At 64.5% G+C, this 14,531-nt stretch carries 16 protein-coding genes; 9 read left to right on the top strand and 7 right to left on the bottom strand.

The window, feature by feature from the left end; genetic code table 11:
- Positions 1 to 12: 12 nt before the first annotated feature.
- Genes EBI04_RS12665 through EBI04_RS12645 form a run of 5 tightly spaced genes read right to left on the bottom strand, consistent with a single transcriptional unit; the run spans position 13 to position 5,902 of the window.
- Positions 13 to 1,215, bottom strand: a complete 1,203-nt coding sequence (locus EBI04_RS12665; protein ID WP_135257754.1) for an ABC transporter substrate-binding protein — start codon at positions 1,213 to 1,215, stop codon at positions 13 to 15.
- A 40-nt stretch (positions 1,216 to 1,255) separates the two neighbouring features.
- Complete coding sequence (locus EBI04_RS12660; protein ID WP_135257753.1) at positions 1,256 to 2,323, bottom strand: branched-chain amino acid ABC transporter permease; 1,068 nt, start codon at positions 2,321 to 2,323, stop codon at positions 1,256 to 1,258.
- Complete coding sequence (locus EBI04_RS12655) at positions 2,320 to 3,213, bottom strand: branched-chain amino acid ABC transporter permease (RefSeq protein ID WP_135257752.1); 894 nt, start codon at positions 3,211 to 3,213, stop codon at positions 2,320 to 2,322. Before EBI04_RS12655 ends, EBI04_RS12660 begins: the two co-directional genes overlap by 4 nt.
- On the bottom strand, positions 3,210 to 5,144 hold the full coding sequence (locus EBI04_RS12650; protein ID WP_135257751.1) for a long-chain fatty acid--CoA ligase: 1,935 nt from the start codon (positions 5,142 to 5,144) through the stop codon (positions 3,210 to 3,212). Before EBI04_RS12650 ends, EBI04_RS12655 begins: the two co-directional genes overlap by 4 nt.
- Positions 5,141 to 5,902 (bottom strand): ABC transporter ATP-binding protein, encoded by a 762-nt coding sequence (locus tag EBI04_RS12645; protein WP_135257750.1) that lies wholly within the window; start codon positions 5,900 to 5,902, stop codon positions 5,141 to 5,143. The genes EBI04_RS12650 and EBI04_RS12645 overlap by 4 nt, the downstream gene beginning before the upstream one ends.
- A gap of 163 nt (positions 5,903 to 6,065) precedes the next feature.
- Between EBI04_RS12645 and rpmH the strand changes: the two genes are divergently transcribed.
- The 6 genes from rpmH to prmC all read left to right on the top strand — a co-directional run bounded on the left by rpmH (position 6,066) and on the right by prmC (position 9,525).
- On the top strand, positions 6,066 to 6,212 hold the full coding sequence (gene rpmH, locus EBI04_RS12640) for a 50S ribosomal protein L34 (protein ID WP_015716485.1): 147 nt from the start codon (positions 6,066 to 6,068) through the stop codon (positions 6,210 to 6,212).
- Between the two features lie 80 nt (positions 6,213 to 6,292).
- On the top strand, positions 6,293 to 6,550 hold the full coding sequence (rnpA, locus tag EBI04_RS12635; RefSeq protein WP_240695320.1) for a ribonuclease P protein component: 258 nt from the start codon (positions 6,293 to 6,295) through the stop codon (positions 6,548 to 6,550).
- Between the two features lie 5 nt (positions 6,551 to 6,555).
- Complete coding sequence (gene yidD / locus EBI04_RS12630) at positions 6,556 to 6,813, top strand: membrane protein insertion efficiency factor YidD (RefSeq protein ID WP_028494567.1); 258 nt, start codon at positions 6,556 to 6,558, stop codon at positions 6,811 to 6,813.
- Complete coding sequence (locus EBI04_RS12625) at positions 6,810 to 8,105, top strand: YidC/Oxa1 family membrane protein insertase (RefSeq protein ID WP_135257749.1); 1,296 nt, start codon at positions 6,810 to 6,812, stop codon at positions 8,103 to 8,105. Before yidD ends, EBI04_RS12625 begins: the two co-directional genes overlap by 4 nt.
- A gap of 9 nt (positions 8,106 to 8,114) precedes the next feature.
- Positions 8,115 to 8,705 carry a Jag family protein gene (locus tag EBI04_RS12620; RefSeq protein WP_135257748.1) on the top strand — a complete coding sequence of 197 codons (591 nt, stop codon included), beginning with the start codon at positions 8,115 to 8,117 and terminating at the stop codon, positions 8,703 to 8,705.
- Positions 8,668 to 9,525, top strand: a complete 858-nt coding sequence (gene prmC, locus EBI04_RS12615; protein WP_135257747.1) for a peptide chain release factor N(5)-glutamine methyltransferase — start codon at positions 8,668 to 8,670, stop codon at positions 9,523 to 9,525. Before EBI04_RS12620 ends, prmC begins: the two co-directional genes overlap by 38 nt.
- Here prmC and EBI04_RS12610 read toward each other — a convergent pair.
- On the bottom strand, positions 9,433 to 10,818 hold the full coding sequence (locus EBI04_RS12610) for a DUF3084 domain-containing protein (RefSeq protein WP_135257746.1): 1,386 nt from the start codon (positions 10,816 to 10,818) through the stop codon (positions 9,433 to 9,435). The two genes, prmC and EBI04_RS12610, sit on opposite strands and share 93 nt — an antisense overlap.
- Before the next feature lie 3 nt (positions 10,819 to 10,821).
- The gene (lptB, locus tag EBI04_RS12605) at positions 10,822 to 11,550 is read right to left on the bottom strand and encodes an LPS export ABC transporter ATP-binding protein (protein ID WP_135257745.1); all 729 of its coding nucleotides are present in this window, start codon (positions 11,548 to 11,550) and stop codon (positions 10,822 to 10,824) included.
- A gap of 54 nt (positions 11,551 to 11,604) precedes the next feature.
- Here lptB and gltX point away from each other — a divergent pair, with 54 nt between their 5' ends.
- Genes gltX through ftsY form a run of 3 tightly spaced genes read left to right on the top strand, consistent with a single transcriptional unit; the run spans position 11,605 to position 14,452 of the window.
- On the top strand, positions 11,605 to 13,023 hold the full coding sequence (gene gltX / locus EBI04_RS12600) for a glutamate--tRNA ligase (RefSeq protein WP_135257744.1): 1,419 nt from the start codon (positions 11,605 to 11,607) through the stop codon (positions 13,021 to 13,023).
- A gap of 31 nt (positions 13,024 to 13,054) precedes the next feature.
- Complete coding sequence (locus EBI04_RS12595; RefSeq protein ID WP_135257743.1) at positions 13,055 to 13,495, top strand: hypothetical protein; 441 nt, start codon at positions 13,055 to 13,057, stop codon at positions 13,493 to 13,495.
- A gap of 42 nt (positions 13,496 to 13,537) precedes the next feature.
- Entirely contained in the window at positions 13,538 to 14,452 is a 915-nt protein-coding gene (ftsY, locus tag EBI04_RS12590; protein WP_135257742.1) for a signal recognition particle-docking protein FtsY, read from the top strand.
- Positions 14,453 to 14,531 lie beyond the last annotated feature (79 nt).

Below are 14,531 nucleotides of genomic sequence, written 5' to 3'. Positions count from 1 at the left end.
GGGCCGAACGTCTTACTTGCCGTAGTGCACCTTGCGGAAGAGGGCCGAGGTGAAGGGTTCGGTCACGGGCACGAAGCGGTCTCCCTTGGCCTCGAGGATCCTCAAGCCCTCCGCCCCGGTGTGCTCGCTCTTGGTGAAGTCAATCTCAATACCTTGCTTGGTGGAGACGGCAAACCCTGGCTTGTAGGCGTTAGGCCCGTTCATCCCGATGATGGCCTGGTAGATGGTTTCCGCCGTGATGCGCTTGAACCGCTCCTGGGCCCGGCGCATGGCCTCCACCGCGATGGCGGCGGCCAGCATGCCGTTGGTGTAGTTCACGCTCTCCACGATAGCCTGCGGCCGCCCGTACTTCTGCCCGAGCTCCTTCTGCAGGCGGATACCCGGGGCATCCTCGTGGAACATGTAGAAGCTGGTAGCCCAAAGGAACCCCTCCGCCGCATCCCCGGCCAGCTTGATCAGGTCGGGACCACCGGTGTAGTGCGCCCCAAGCTGCTTTATCTTCTTATCCAGACCCAGGCGCTTGGCATCCTTCAGGATGTTGGCCACGGGACCGGCCACGTTCTGGTGGACGATGTACTCCACCCCCGCCGCCTCGAAGCGCTTGAGCAAGGCGGTGTTATCCAGGTTGCCCGCCCCCACCTCCTGCACGTCCACGATCTGCAGGCCCAGCTGCGCCGCCGCCTTGCGGGCGTCCGCCACCGGGGCCCGGCCGAAGGGGGAGGGGTGGACCACCAAGGCCACCTTAGCCCCCTTCTTCTGCTTGGCGATGTACTCCAGAAGGGCCACCACCTGCTCGGAGTAAGTGGAGGTGGGGATGAAGAAGTAGTCGTTGTTGGGAGGGTCGATGAGTTCCACGTGCATGGAGGCGGGGATCGTGGGTACCTTCACCTCCTGGATCAGGGACTTGAGTTGCAGGTTGGCCCCGGTGGCGTAGGAAAGGAACACGGGTATCTTGAAGCGGTCCAGGGCCTCCTCAAAGAAGCGCTGGGTATTGGCGTTGTTGTACTGGTCGTCCCGCACCAGGCAGTTTAGAACTACCCCCGGGATCAGCTTCCTCTCGTTGGCGTACTTGCAGTAGTCCTCCACCGCTGCCCCGTAAGGAGCCCCCGCGTCCGAGGTGGGGCCGGTGATGGCCCCCGACCACAGGATGGTCACCTGCTGCTGGCCCAAGGCCAGCCCCGCCGTCGCCAGTAGACCGAACCAGAGTTTTCGCATCTGCCTCACCTCCCATTGCCAACCCCATAAGGGGGGTTGCCTAGTACTTGAAGGGCCAGGTGCGGAAGTAGCTTCGCACGATCCGCCACCAGTTGTAAAGCCCCCTGGGCTCAAACATCAGGAAGAGCACGATGATGAGACCAAAGGCCAAGGGTCTTAAGGCGCTGGCCACGTCCACCCCGGCCACGCTGAACCCCAGGGCCTTAATAAAGTTGGAAAGCACCTCCATGTTGACATCCAAAAGCTCCAGAAAAGCCGGCCCCAGGAAACTCCCCACCAGGGTACCCAACCCCCCCACGATGGACATGGCCAAGAGCTTGATGGACACGGCAAAGGTGTAGTCCTCTATGACCACGGCCCGGGAGAGGTAGGCGTAAAGCACCCCCGCCACCCCGGCGTAAAAGGCCCCCAGGGCGAAGGCGAAGAGCTTGGTGCGCCCCGGGTCCATGCCCATGGCGTCCGCCGCCCGGTCGTTATCCCTCACCGCCACCAAGGCCCTCCCGTAGCGGGTACGCAGGAGGTTGCGGAAGAAGACCGCAAGAAGGACCAAAACCACCAGGGAAACGTAGTACCAGAAGTGGAAGTGGTTGCGAAAGCCCGCCTCGTACCCCAAAAAGCTGGCCCGGGGCATGTCCATGGCCCCGCCCTGCTTTAGAAGGGGCATGTGGCCCACGGTCCACTCAAAGACCACTTGGAAGGCCAGGGTGGCCAGGGCCAAATACAGGTGCTTCACCCGCAAGGAAGGGATGCCCACCAGGAAGCCGAAAAAGGCCGCCACCAACCCGCCCAAGGGAACCGCCAGCCAAAAGGGGAGCCCCTGGGGGGCAAGAAGGGCCGCCGTGTAGGCCCCCACCCCCATAAAGGCCGCCTGGCCGATGTTGATGAGGCCGGCGTAACCGGTGGTGATGTTCAGGCCCAAAACCGCGATGCTGTAGACCAGGATCAGGTCCAGGATGAAGACCTGGGTGCGGGAAAGAAACAGGGGCAGAACCAGGAGGAAGCCCAGGAAGAGAAGAAGGGAAACCAGCTCCCGATGGGTGGCAAAGATGCTGGTGTCCTGTCGGTACGAGGTGCGGTAGTTTCCAGTCTGGGCCCAGGGGTTTCTCATACGCGCTCGATCTCCTCCGTGCCAAAAAGGCCATGGGGTTTGAACCAAAGGACCAAAAGCAAAACCAGGAAGGGGAAGACATCCCGGGTGCCCCCACCGGGGATAAAGGGGTCCAGGAAGCCCGCGGCCAGGTTTTCCAAGACCCCAATGAGGATCCCCGCCACCACCGCCCCCGGGATGGAATCCAGCCCTCCCAGAATCACCACAGGAAAAACGCGAAGGCCGATGTGCACCAGGCCGTCCAGGTTGAGCCCGGAGATGGTCCCCACCACCATGCCCGCCGCCGCCGCTGTAAGCCCTGCCGCCGCCCAGGCCAGGGCGAAAACCTTCTCCACGGATACGCCTAGGCTCAGGGCCGCCATCTGGTCGTCGGCCACGCTGCGCATGGCCACGCCCAGGGTGGAACGCTGGAAAAACCAAGTGAAGGCCAGGAGGAAAAGCAAGGTGAAGGCCACGGCAAGAAGCTGAGCGTACGAGATCTGGACGCCCAAAAGGGTGAGGCCCCCAGCAGGAAGGAAGCTGGGGTAGCTAAAGTTCCCCGCCCCGTAGGGGGTGAGGTGGATGAGGCCGTCCAGCAGGGAGGCCAAGCCGATGGTGGCCATGATGACCGAGATGATGGGCTGGCCCACCAGCCGCTTGAGGAAAACCCGCTCCACCCCAAAGCCCAAGAGGGCGGTCAGGGCCAGGGCCAAGGCCGCCGCCAGGAGGAAGGGTGCCCCCAGGGACACCATGGCCCAGTAGGCCAGAAAGGCCCCTATGGCGATGAACTGCCCCTGGGCGAAGTTCACCACCCGGCTGGCCTTGTAGATGAGCACAAAGCCCAAAGCTGCCAGGGCGTAGACCAGGCCCAGGACGATGCCGGAAAACAGAAGCTGCAAGAAGAAGCTCACACCGCCACCTCCTCCCGCAGGTCCAAAACCGGTACCTGGGCCCGCACCCGCTGGACGGTCCCGTCCTGGTAGCGGTATTCCGCCTCCACCTCCACCGCCTCGGCCTGGGAATACAAGGCCTCCACCAAGGGCGCATACTTCTTGGCGATGAGGCCCCGGCGCACCTTGCCGGTGCGGGTGAGCTCCTCATCGTCGGCATCCAGAAGTTTGTAGAGCAGGACAAAGCGCCGGATCTTGAGGTCCTCGGGAAGCTCCTGGTTCACCTTCTCCACCTCTTTGCGGACGAGTTCGGCCACCTCGGGCTTCAAGGAGAGGTCCAGGTAGGTGGTGTAGGCCAACCCCCGGTCCTCCGCCCACTTGCCCACCGTCTGGGGATCTACGTTGATCAAGGCCGCCAGGTAGGGCTTGCGGTCCCCGAAGACCACCGCCTCCTTGATGAAAGGGGAGAACTTCAGCTTGTTCTCCACAAACTGGGGGCTGAAGACCGTGCCCTTCTCCGTGCGCATCACGTCGGAAAGCCGGTCGATGACCACCAGGTGCCCGTCCTCCGTGAGGTAGCCGGCATCCCCCGTGTGGAGCCAGCCATCCCGGAAAGCTTCCGCCGTGGCCTCGGGGCGTTCCCAGTACCCGGCGCAGACCGCATCGGAGCGGCAGAGGATCTCCCCCTCCTCGCTGATCCGGACCTCGGTGCCGGGGATGGGCAGGCCCACGGTATCGTGGCGCACGTCCCCATCCCGGTGGACGAAGGCGATGCCGATGATCTCGGTCTGGCCGTAGATCTGCTTCAGGTTTACCCCGATGGCGTGGAAGAAGCGAAAGACATCGGGGCCTAGGGCAGCACCCCCCGTATAGGCCCGCCTAAGGCGCAGGAAGCCCAACTGGTCGCGCAAGGGCTTGAAGAGCACCTGGTCCGCCAGCCAGTAGGCCAGGCGTAGCCCGAAAGGCATGGGCTTCCCCCGCATGCGGTAGTCCGCCGCCCGGTAGCCTACCCGGAGAAGCCTCTCGTACACGAAGCGGTTGAAGGCATAGCTCTCGGACATCCGCACCCAGATGCCGCTTTGGATGCTCTCCCAGACCCTGGGAGGGCTGAACATCACGTGGGGACCGATCTCCTTGAGGTCCTGCATGGCGGTCTCCACCGCCTCGGGAAGGTTCACGGCGAAGCCCCCGGTGAGGGCCATGGCCACCGACATCATCTGCTCCCCGATCCAGGCCAGGGGAAGGAAGGAGAGGTAATCGTCCGTGGGCAAGAGGGGGTCCACCTCCTGCAGGGCCACCCCCATGTGGATGAGGTTGCGGTGGCGGAGCATGGCCGCCTTAGGCCTTCCCGTGGTGCCGGAGGTGGAGGAGAGGTGACAGACCTCCTCGGGGCTCGCCTCGAGGAGGAGCTTCTCCACGGCGTCCGGGTATTTCTTTCGGTGCTCCCGGCCCCGCTCCAGCACCTCTTCAAAGGAAAGGAGCCAGGGGTCCCGGTAGCTCCGCATGCCCTTGGGATCCTCGTAGATCACGTGGCGGACCTTCGGGATCTCGCTTCGGATCTCGTAGAGCTTGTCCACCTGTTCCTGGTCCTCGGCGAGCACGATGCTGGCCCCCGTGTACTGAAGCATGTAGGCGATCTCGGCGGGAAGGCTACTCTGGTACACCCCCACGCTGATCCCCCGGACCGCCTGGGTGCCGAGCTCCGCATAGAGCCACTCCGGGATGTTGTCGGCGATGATGGCCAGCCTCTCCCCCGGTTCAAAATCCAAAGAGAGAAGGCCGTGGGCGAAGAGAAGAACCTTTTCGTAGTACTCAGCATAGGTGATCTCGTTCCAGATGCCGTAGTCCTTTTCCCTCAAGGCCACCCTGTCCCCCTCCTGCTCCGCCCTGAGGCGCAGAAGCTGGGGCAGGGTGTAGCGCTTCATCTCGTAGGAGGGCCTTAGGGCCTTCATGCCTCCACTCCCAGGTAGGCCTCCTGCACCCGCGGATTCCTGGCCACCTCCTCCGGGGCCCCTTCCGCGATCACCTGGCCGAAGTCCAGCACATACACCCGGTCGGAGATGTCCATGACCACCCCCAGGTCGTGCTCGATGAGGATCACCGTGGTGCCCTGGGCCCGGATCTCCAGGATGAAGCGCACCATGTCCTCCTTCTCCTCGAGGGTCATTCCCGCCATGGGCTCATCCAGAAGAAGGAGCCTGGGGGAAAGAGAAAGGGCCCGGGCCACCTCCACCCGCTTCCTGACCCCGTAAGGAAGGTTCCCCACCAAAGCCTTGCGGTAGGGTTCCAGCTCCATGAAGTCGATGACCTCCTCCACCACCCGGCGGTTTTCCACCTCCTTGGCCAAAGCCTTGCCGTAAAAGACCCCGGCCTGAACAAGGTTGTAGCCCAAGTGGGTGTGCCGGGCCAGCATAAGGTTTTCCAGCACCGTGAGGCCAGAGAAGAGCTCTATGTTCTGGAAGGCGCGGGCGATGCCCAGACGGGTCACCTCATGGGGGCTTGCACGGGTGATCTCGTGCCCCTCAAAGAGGATGCGACCTCGCTGGGGGTGGTAGAAGCCGGATATGCAGTTTAACAGACTGGTCTTCCCCGCCCCGTTGGGGCCGATGACGGAAACCAGCTCCCCCTCTTCCACCGCCAGGGAAACCGCCGAAAGAGCAGCCACGCCGCCAAAGGTCAGGGTGATGTTCTCCGCCAGAAGCTGGGCCACGGACCTCCTCCCTAACAGCCGTTTGGGGGGAAGTATAAGGGGAAGGCGAGAGGAATGTCAACGTTCTCTTGCCCTAGTGTAAAAAACCGTTAGACCCTGTACCGCCCTTCTTATGCTACACTCTTTAAGGCATCGGGGGCCAAGGCCCCAGGGAGGGAAATGGATGAAAAGGACCTGGCAACCCAACCGGAGGAAGCGGGCCAAGACCCACGGCTTCCGGGCCCGCATGAGGACCCCAGGCGGCAGGAAGGTGTTGAAGCGGAGAAGGCAGAAGGGCCGCTGGCGCCTCACCCCCAGGGTGAACGCCTGAGCCAACCCCCCCCTGCGGCGGGGGGTAAACTCCTTTCCCTAAAGGGCGACCGGGCATTCCAAAGGCTCCGCCAAGGACGCATGGGGCGGGGCCGTTTTTTGAACGTGAAGTGGCTCCCCGCCTCCGAGCTCAGGGTGGGGATCGTGGTGTCCAAGAAGGTGGGCAAGGCGGTGGTGCGCAACCGCATCAAGCGCCGCCTAAGGGAGATCCTCCGCCGCCTCCACCTCCCCAAGGCCCACCTCCTGGTGATCGCAAGCCCCGAGGCCCGGGAGGCCACCTACGCCGAGCTCTTCCAAGACCTCATCCGCGCCCTCAGGAAGAGCGGGCTGATACAATAGGCGGCGTGCGCGGCTTACTGATCCTTCTGGTCAAGGCATACCGCAGGTTCATCTCCCCCCTAAAACCCAAGACCTGCCGCTTCCACCCCACCTGTTCCGCTTATGCCCTCGAGGCCCTGGAGCGCCACGGGGCCCTATGGGGTAGCTATCTGGCCGCCAGGCGCATCCTGAAATGCCATCCCCTGCACCCCGGGGGACTGGACCCGGTGCCCCTGGTCTTCCCACCCAGGAGAACCGTTAAGACCCACAAGGAGGCACGATGAAAAGGCTTTTACCCCTCCTTTTCCTGCTGGGCTTGAGCGCCCTAGCCCTCGAGGCGGGCTTCAAGGACCAGGACGTAAACGGAGACGGGGTGCCGGAGAAGATCGCCGTCACCAACCTCATGGATCTGGCCTTTGACCAGAAGGGCCAGGTGGTGGGCTGGTACGTGAAGACCTACAAGGGCACGGCCTTCAACGACTACACCCGCGCCCCCAACCTGAGCGGCAACGGCCCCGTGGTGGCCCCGGTGGGCTTTACCCCGGAAAAGGCGGAGTACCGGGTGGAGGACGGCCGCCTCCTGGCCCGCTTCCAGGGTCAGGAGGGCACCCTCACCTACCGCATCGAAAAGGGGCGGTACACCGTCCAGATCAGCGCCGACTTCCCCCTCACCCTGAGGCTTTCCGCGCAAGGAAACCCCAAGGTGCTCCTGGAAGGGCAAAAGGAACCCACCCCGAGCGGGGAGGGCCAGCTGGCCTATCTGGCCTGGCAGACCAAGCCCCAGGCGGGCTATGCCCTGGTGGCCTTCGCCCAAAGGCCCTTTTCGGGGAAGCTGGTGGGCAAGGAGGCCACCCTTACCCTGGCTCCCGGGGAAACCCTCAAGGTCTACGGGGGCCAGAACGAGCTGGTGCGCTTCCACGTGGAGGGCCTTCTCGCCCTTCCCGGCCTCTTTTCCCCCAACATCTGGGGGCAGCTTTCCTTGGGGCTTCTCTGGCTCATGGAGGTGGCCTTCCGCTACACGGGTAGCTGGGGTCTGGCCATCCTCTTCCTGACCCTGGTGGTGCGCCTCCTCCTTTGGCCCCTCATGCACCAGCAGTTCAAGAGCATGGCGGAGATGCAACGCCTCCAGCCCCTCATCCAGAAGATCAACGAGAAGTACAAGGACGATCCCAACAAGCGGGCGGAGGCCACCATGAAGCTCTACCAGGAGCACAAGGTGAACCCCGCCGCCGGCTGCCTGCCCCTTTTCATCCAGATGCCCATCCTCTTCATCCTGTGGAAGGTCATCGCCAACTACGAGTTTGGCCAGGGCCTCCTCTGGATCCCAGACCTCTCCCTCCCCGACCCCTTCTACATCCTCCCCGCCCTCTACGTGGCCTCCACCTTCCTCTCCACCTGGCTTTCCGCCCACGGGAACAAGGACCTCATCCGGCAAAGCCTCTTCATGAACCTGATCTTCATCTTCCTGGTCCTGCAGTTCCCCTCAGGGGTGACCCTCTACTGGGTGCTCTCCAACCTCATCGGCCTGGTGCAGCAGTGGCTGATCAACAAAAGCCTCAAGCCCCTGGCGGCGTAAACTGAGGGCATGGACGAGAAGAAAAAGAGCATCGACGACCTCCTCTCCGACCTGGGGGTGCTGGAGGAAGCCCCGGTGGGGGTGGAGTTAAAAGAAGCCGGGAAGGCCGGCGCCACGCAAAAGGGGCCCAAGGAGGTGCTGGAGAGCTTCCTGGTGGGCCTTTTGCTGCGCCTGGACCCCGCCCACTACGTGGAGATTCACCAGGAGGGAAACCTCCTCAAGGCGGAGGTCAAGGGCGGGGACCTGGGGCGCTTCATCGGCAAGGAGGGGCGCACCCTAAAGGCCGTGGAGTACCTGGCCGGGGTGGTGCTAGCCAAGCACTTCGGCGGGGCCTACCGCGTGGTCTTGGACGCCGCTGGCTACCGCAAGCGCCAGGAGGAAAAGATCCGCAAGATCGCCGAGGAGGCTGCCCTCACCGTGGCCATGACCAAGGAACCCCTCCACCTCCCCCCCATGCGTCCCTCCGAGAGGCGCATCGTCCACATGCTCCTCAAAAACCACCCCCAGGTGACCACGGAAAGCCAGGGGGAGGGGGAGGAAAGGCACGTAGTGGTCTATCCTCGTGATCAGACTCCTTCGGGAACTGGAAAGGAGGCTTAAGGCTAAAGGGCTCCCGGAAAAGGAGGCCTGGGACCTTCTGGCCTTGGCCTCGGGTCTTTCCCGAAAGGATCTCCTCCTCGGCCTATCCCGGACCCCGCCCCCAGGGACGGAAGCCAGGGCCCTGGCCCTCCTGGAAAAGCGCCTTGGGGGCTATCCCTTGCAGTACCTCCTGGGGGAGGTGGAGTTCTTCGGCCTCCCCCTAAAGGTGCATGAGGGCATCCTCATCCCCAGGCCCGAGACGGAGGGCCTGGTGGAGCTCGCCCTGGGGCTTCCCCTGCCCCAGGCTCCCCGTATCCTGGACGCGGGCACGGGCACCGGGGCCATCGCCCTGGCCCTAAAAAAGCATCTCCCGGAGGCCCAGGTGTGGGCCACGGATACCGATTCTAAGGCCCTGGCCTTGGCCCGGGAGAACGCCCGCAGGCTGGGGCTAGAGGTAATCTTTCTCCAGGCTCCCCTCACCGGCGGGGTGAAGGATCTGGACCTGATCGTTTCCAACCCCCCCTACCTCCCCGAGGCCTACCGGTCCCTGGCTCCCGGGGAGCTGGCCTTTGAAAACCCCCAGGCCCTTTACGCGGGAAGGGAAGGGCTGGATGTGGCCCGGCCCCTGGCCCAGGAGGCCGGGAAGGCCCTCAAGCCCGGTGGGTTCCTCCTCCTGGAGCTTGCCCCGGAAAACGTGGGGCTCCTAGCCCAGGAGCTACAGGCCATGGGCTGGGAAGGAGTGGAAGTGCTAAGGGATTTGGCGGGTCGGGACCGGTACCTCCGGGCCCGGAGGCCCTCCCAGGAGCTGGAAGGAGAGAAGGGGCCTCTCCGTGGTCCATAGCTCCTTGGCCGCCACCACCCCCACCCGCACCACCCCCCGTCTCCCCTGAAGAAGGGTGAGGCCGCGGGCCAGCTCCTCCGGCGAGGGAAAGGTGGCGTACTCCGGGGCATACCCTGCCTGCAAAAGCCGTTGCCGCACGGCCTCCCCCAGGCCCTCGAGGGCCTCCTGGTTGCGGGCTTGGGTGGAGAGGCGGAAGGTGCGGGCGGCCAGAACCTCCCCGGCAGCGAAGGCCTTGCGCTCCGGGTAGAAGCGCACCCGCACCAAGAGCCTATCCTCCCGGTACCCCGCCCCCTCCAGCACCGCCAAGCCTGGGCCGAGGGGCGCATCCAAAAGCTCCACCCCCCGGAAGCCCTGGAGAAAGGCCCGGCGCTCGGCCACCTGCTCCAAGGCCTCCCTCCCCTCCTCCGCCCCCAGGCGCACCTCCCCCAGGTAGAGGCCCTGGCTCAAACGCACCAGACTTTGGGCCAGCTGGCCCCTTTCCCCCTGGAGCACCTCCGCCTGCATCAGGAGGCTTCTCACCCGTTCCTCCGTCTGGCGGAGCTCCTCCCGGGCCTTGGCTAGGCTGGCCTTTAAAACCTCCGCCTCCTGGGCCAGGGTTTGGCGTTGCCGCCGGGTTTCCTCGAGGCGGGCAAGAGCCCCCAGCACCTCCTCCTGAAGGCGCTTCCTCTCCGCCAGAAGCCTGGCCTTTTCCCCTTCCGCCCGCTCCGCCGCCTGCTGCAGGGCGCGGAGGTGGCTCTCCAGGGCCTTGAGCTCCCCGGTCCTCTCGGATAGCGCCCGGTTCTTTTCCTCAAGAAGCTGGGAAAGAGCCTGGCGCTCCGCCTCGAGGGTAGCCCGCTCCCCTCCCAGGGCCTGCACCTGGGAGGCCAGGGCCTTGGCCTCTTCCTCCAGGCGCTTCCTCACCTCGGTGGCCTGCTCCAGGGCCCGGGAGAGATCCCTTCGCTCCTCTCGCAGGACATTGAGCTCCGCCAGGGTCCTGCTGGCCTCGGCCTCCATGGCCGCCTTGGCCTCCAGGAGGGCCTGCCGCTCCTTCCTAAGCTGGTCCCGCTCAGCCCGGATGGCCTGGGCCTCCAGGATCACCTCCCTGGCCTCCCGGAACACCAGGAGGAACCCCAGGTAGCTGAAGAGGGCGATCCCTACCCCCGTGAACACCGCCACCAGGGTGGCCGTCTGCCGGGGCCTGAGGCCAAAAAGGCGGTAGTGCCGTTTCCCCGCCCACTTGGCCACCTTATCCCCCAAATAGGCCACCAAAGCGGCCAGGAGGAGGATCAGGATGAGGAGGGCCCAGAAGGTCATGGCCTAAAGCTCGTAGTCCTCTCCCAGGTAGTGCCGCCTTACCCCCTGATCCCGGGCAAAGGTCTCGGGATCCCCGTGGAAGAGGATCTCCCCGTCATACATCACATAGACCCGGTCAGTGATGGCCAGGGTCTCCCGTACGGAATGGTCGGTGATGAAAACCCCCACCCCCCGCCTTTCCCGCAAGTCGGCGATGACCTTCTGGATCTCCTTCACGTTCTTGGGGTCCACTCCGGTGAAGGGCTCGTCCAGAAGGATAAAATCGGGGTTGGTGCAAAGGGCCCGCGCCATCTCCAGCCGCCTCCTTTCCCCACCGGAAAGGGCGTAGGCCATCTGGTCCTTGAGGTGGTAGATGGCCAGTTCCTCCAAAAGGGCCTTGGCCTTCTCCAGGCGCTCCGCCCGGGAAAGGGGCTGGAACTCCAAGACGGCCAGGAGGTTTTCCAGCACCGTCATCCGGCGGAAGGCGGAAGGCTCCTGGGGCAGGTAACCCAAACCCAACCGGGCCCGGCGGTACATGGGAAGCTGGCTTATTTCCCGCCCCTTAAGGAAGATCCGCCCCCCCGTGGGCCTTATGAAACCCACCATCATGTAAAAGGTGGTGGTCTTCCCCGCCCCGTTGGGGCCGAAGAGGGCCACGATCTCCCCGCGCTTGAGGTAGAGGTCCACCCCCCGCACCACCTCCCTGGGGCCGTAGCGCTTGCGCAACCCTTCTGCCAGAAGTTCCCCGTCCATTACCCTAAAGCCTAAGCCCCAACCTTTAGTCCCGGGTGAGATAATGGGCGAGGTATGGTGGTGACCCGCATCGCCCCAAGCCCCACGGGGGACCCCCATGTGGGGACGGCGTATATCGCCCTTTTCAACCACGTCTGGGCCAGGAAGAACGGGGGGCGCTTCCTGGTGCGCATCGAGGACACCGACCGCACCCGCTATGTGCCGGGGGCGGAGGAGCGCATCCTGGCCGCTTTGAGGTGGCTCGGCATCTCCTACGACGAGGGGCCCGATATCGGCGGGCCCCACGCCCCTTACCGGCAGTCGGAACGGCTACCCCTCTACCAAAAGCACGCCGAGGAACTCCTCAGGCGGGGGTGGGCCTACCGGGCCTTCGAAACGCCGGAGGAGTTGGAGAGGATCCGCAAGGAGAAGGGTGGCTACGATGGTCGGGCCCGCAACATCCCTCCCGAGGAAGCTGAGGAAAGGGCAAAAAGGGGCGAGCCCCACGTGATCCGCCTGAAGGTGCCGAGGCCCGGTACCACCGAGGTGAGGGACGAGCTCAGGGGGGTGGTGGTCTACGATAACCAGGAGATCCCCGATGTGGTCCTCTTGAAGTCGGACGGCTACCCCACCTACCACCTGGCCAACGTGGTGGATGACCACCTCATGGGGGTAACGGATGTGATACGGGCCGAGGAGTGGCTGGTTTCCACCCCCATCCACGTCCTCCTCTACCGGGCCTTCGGCTGGGAGGTGCCCAAGTTCTACCACATGCCCCTCCTTAGAAACCCCGACAAGACCAAGATCAGCAAGCGGAAGAGCCACACCTCCTTGGAGTGGTACCGGGCCGAGGGGTTCTTACCCGAGGCCCTGCGCAACTACCTGGCCCTCATGGGCTTTTCCATGCCCGACGGGCGGGAGATCTTCACCCTCGAGGAGCTCATCGAGGCCTTCACCTGGGAGCGGGTTTCCCTGGGAGGCCCGGTCTTTGACCTGGAGAAGCTCCGCTGGCTCAATGGCAAGTACATCCGCGAGGTCCTTCCCCTCGAGGAGGTGGCGGAGCGGGCGAAGCCCTTTTTGCAAGCGGCTGGGCTTTCCTGGCCCAGCGAGGCCTACTTGAGGCGGGCGGTGGAACTCATGCGCCCCCGGTTTGACACCCTCAAGGAGCTTCCGGAAAAGGCCCTCTACCTTTTCAGCGAGGACTACCCCTTCGGGGAAAAAGCCCTGGAAAAACTGAGGGAAGGCCTTCCCGTGCTTCGCGAGGTGGAGCCCCTCCTCCGGGCCCAGGAGGACTGGAGCGAGGCCGCCCTGGACGCCCTCCTCCGGGGCTTCGCCCAGGAGCGGGGCCTGAAGCTCGGCCAGGTGGCCCAGCCCTTAAGGGCCGCCCTCACGGGAAGCCTGGAAACCCCGGGGCTTTTCGAGATCATGGCCCTTCTCGGCAAGGAACGGGTCCTCGCCCGGCTGGCCCGGGCCCTGGCGGGAGGAACTTCGTGAAGCACTCCACAAGCCGGGGTATACTGGAGCCATGAGGCGGGTTCTCCTTGCTCTTCTTCTTGTTTTGGGAATGGCCAGCGCCCAGAGCGCCATTCAAATGCGGTTTGGCTATGGGGAAAGCCTGGGGCTTACCTTCGGGGCGGGGCTGGAAAACCGCCTGAGGCAGAACCTCTCGGGCCGGCTTTCCGCCATGCTGGCCCCGGCGGCGCCGGGGGTGGCCCTGGAGGGCATCCTCCTCTTCAAACCCGACCTGGGCCAGTACGACCCCAGCCTAAAGGGCCTCCTCCCCTATTTCGGCGGGGGGCTCAGCGCCGTGATGGGGCCAAGCCTCACCGCCGGGGTGAGCTTCACCGGGGGGATGGAGGGCCTTCTGGACCCCTACACGGGCCTTTTTGCCGAGGCCACCTACGTGTACGGCTTCGCCAACTTCCCCAAGGTCTGGCACTTCACCCTGGGGGTAAGTTTCCGCTAAAGGCCCCAAGGCGGGGTGCGGGGGCTGCAAAATAGGGGGACGATGGGCTTCTTTGACCGACTGAAAGCCGGCCTCGCCAAGACGCGAGAAACCCTCCTCAAGGCCATCCCCTGGGGCGGAAGCCCCGAGGAGGTCCTGGAGGAGCTGGAAATGGCCCTCCTCGCCGCCGACGTGGGCCTCGAGGCCACCGAGGAGCTCCTGGCCGAGGTACGGGCTTCGGGACGGAAAGACCTGAAGGAGGCCGTAAAGGAGAAGCTCGTCCAGATGCTGGAGCCGGACGAGCGCCGGGCCACCTTGAGGAAACTCGGCTTCCGCCCGCAAACCCCTAAGCCCGTGGAACCCCAGGGCCACGTGGTTCTGGTGGTGGGGGTAAACGGGGTGGGCAAGACCACCACCATCGCCAAGCTGGGACGCTACTACCGGAACCTGGGCAAGAAGGTGATGTTCTGCGCCGGGGACACCTTCCGCGCGGCCGGGGGAGCCCAGCTTTCCGAGTGGGGGAAACGCTTGGACATCCCCGTGATCCAAGGGCCAGAAGGGGCCGACCCCGCCGCTTTGGCCTTTGATGCGGCAAGCGCCCGGAAAGCCAGGGGCTACGACCTCCTCCTGGTGGACACCGCAGGCCGCCTCCACACCAAGCACAACCTGATGGAGGAGCTGAAGAAGGTGAAGCGGGCCATCGCCAAGGCCGATCCCGAGGAGCCCAAGGAGGTCTGGCTGGTGCTGGACGCCGTCACCGGGCAAAACGGCCTGGAGCAGGCCAAGCGCTTCCACGAGGCGGTGGGGCTCACCGGGGTCATCGTCACCAAGCTGGACGGCACCGCCAAGGGCGGAGTCCTCATTCCCATCGTGCGCACCCTTAAGGTGCCCATCCGCTTCATCGGGGTGGGGGAAGGCCCAGACGACCTCCAGCCCTTTGACGCCGAGGCCTTTGTGGAGGCGTTGCTAGAGGGCTAGGCCAAAGCCCCATCTAGGGATTCCCGGCCACAAACTATAATGATGGCAAATGAGCCCTCATGATAGGGAAGCCATCCTT

This window comes from Thermus caldilimi, assembly GCF_004684245.1.
GTDB lineage: Bacteria > Deinococcota > Deinococci > Deinococcales > Thermaceae > Thermus > Thermus caldilimi.
This window is presented reverse-complemented; position numbering and strand designations above follow the sequence as displayed.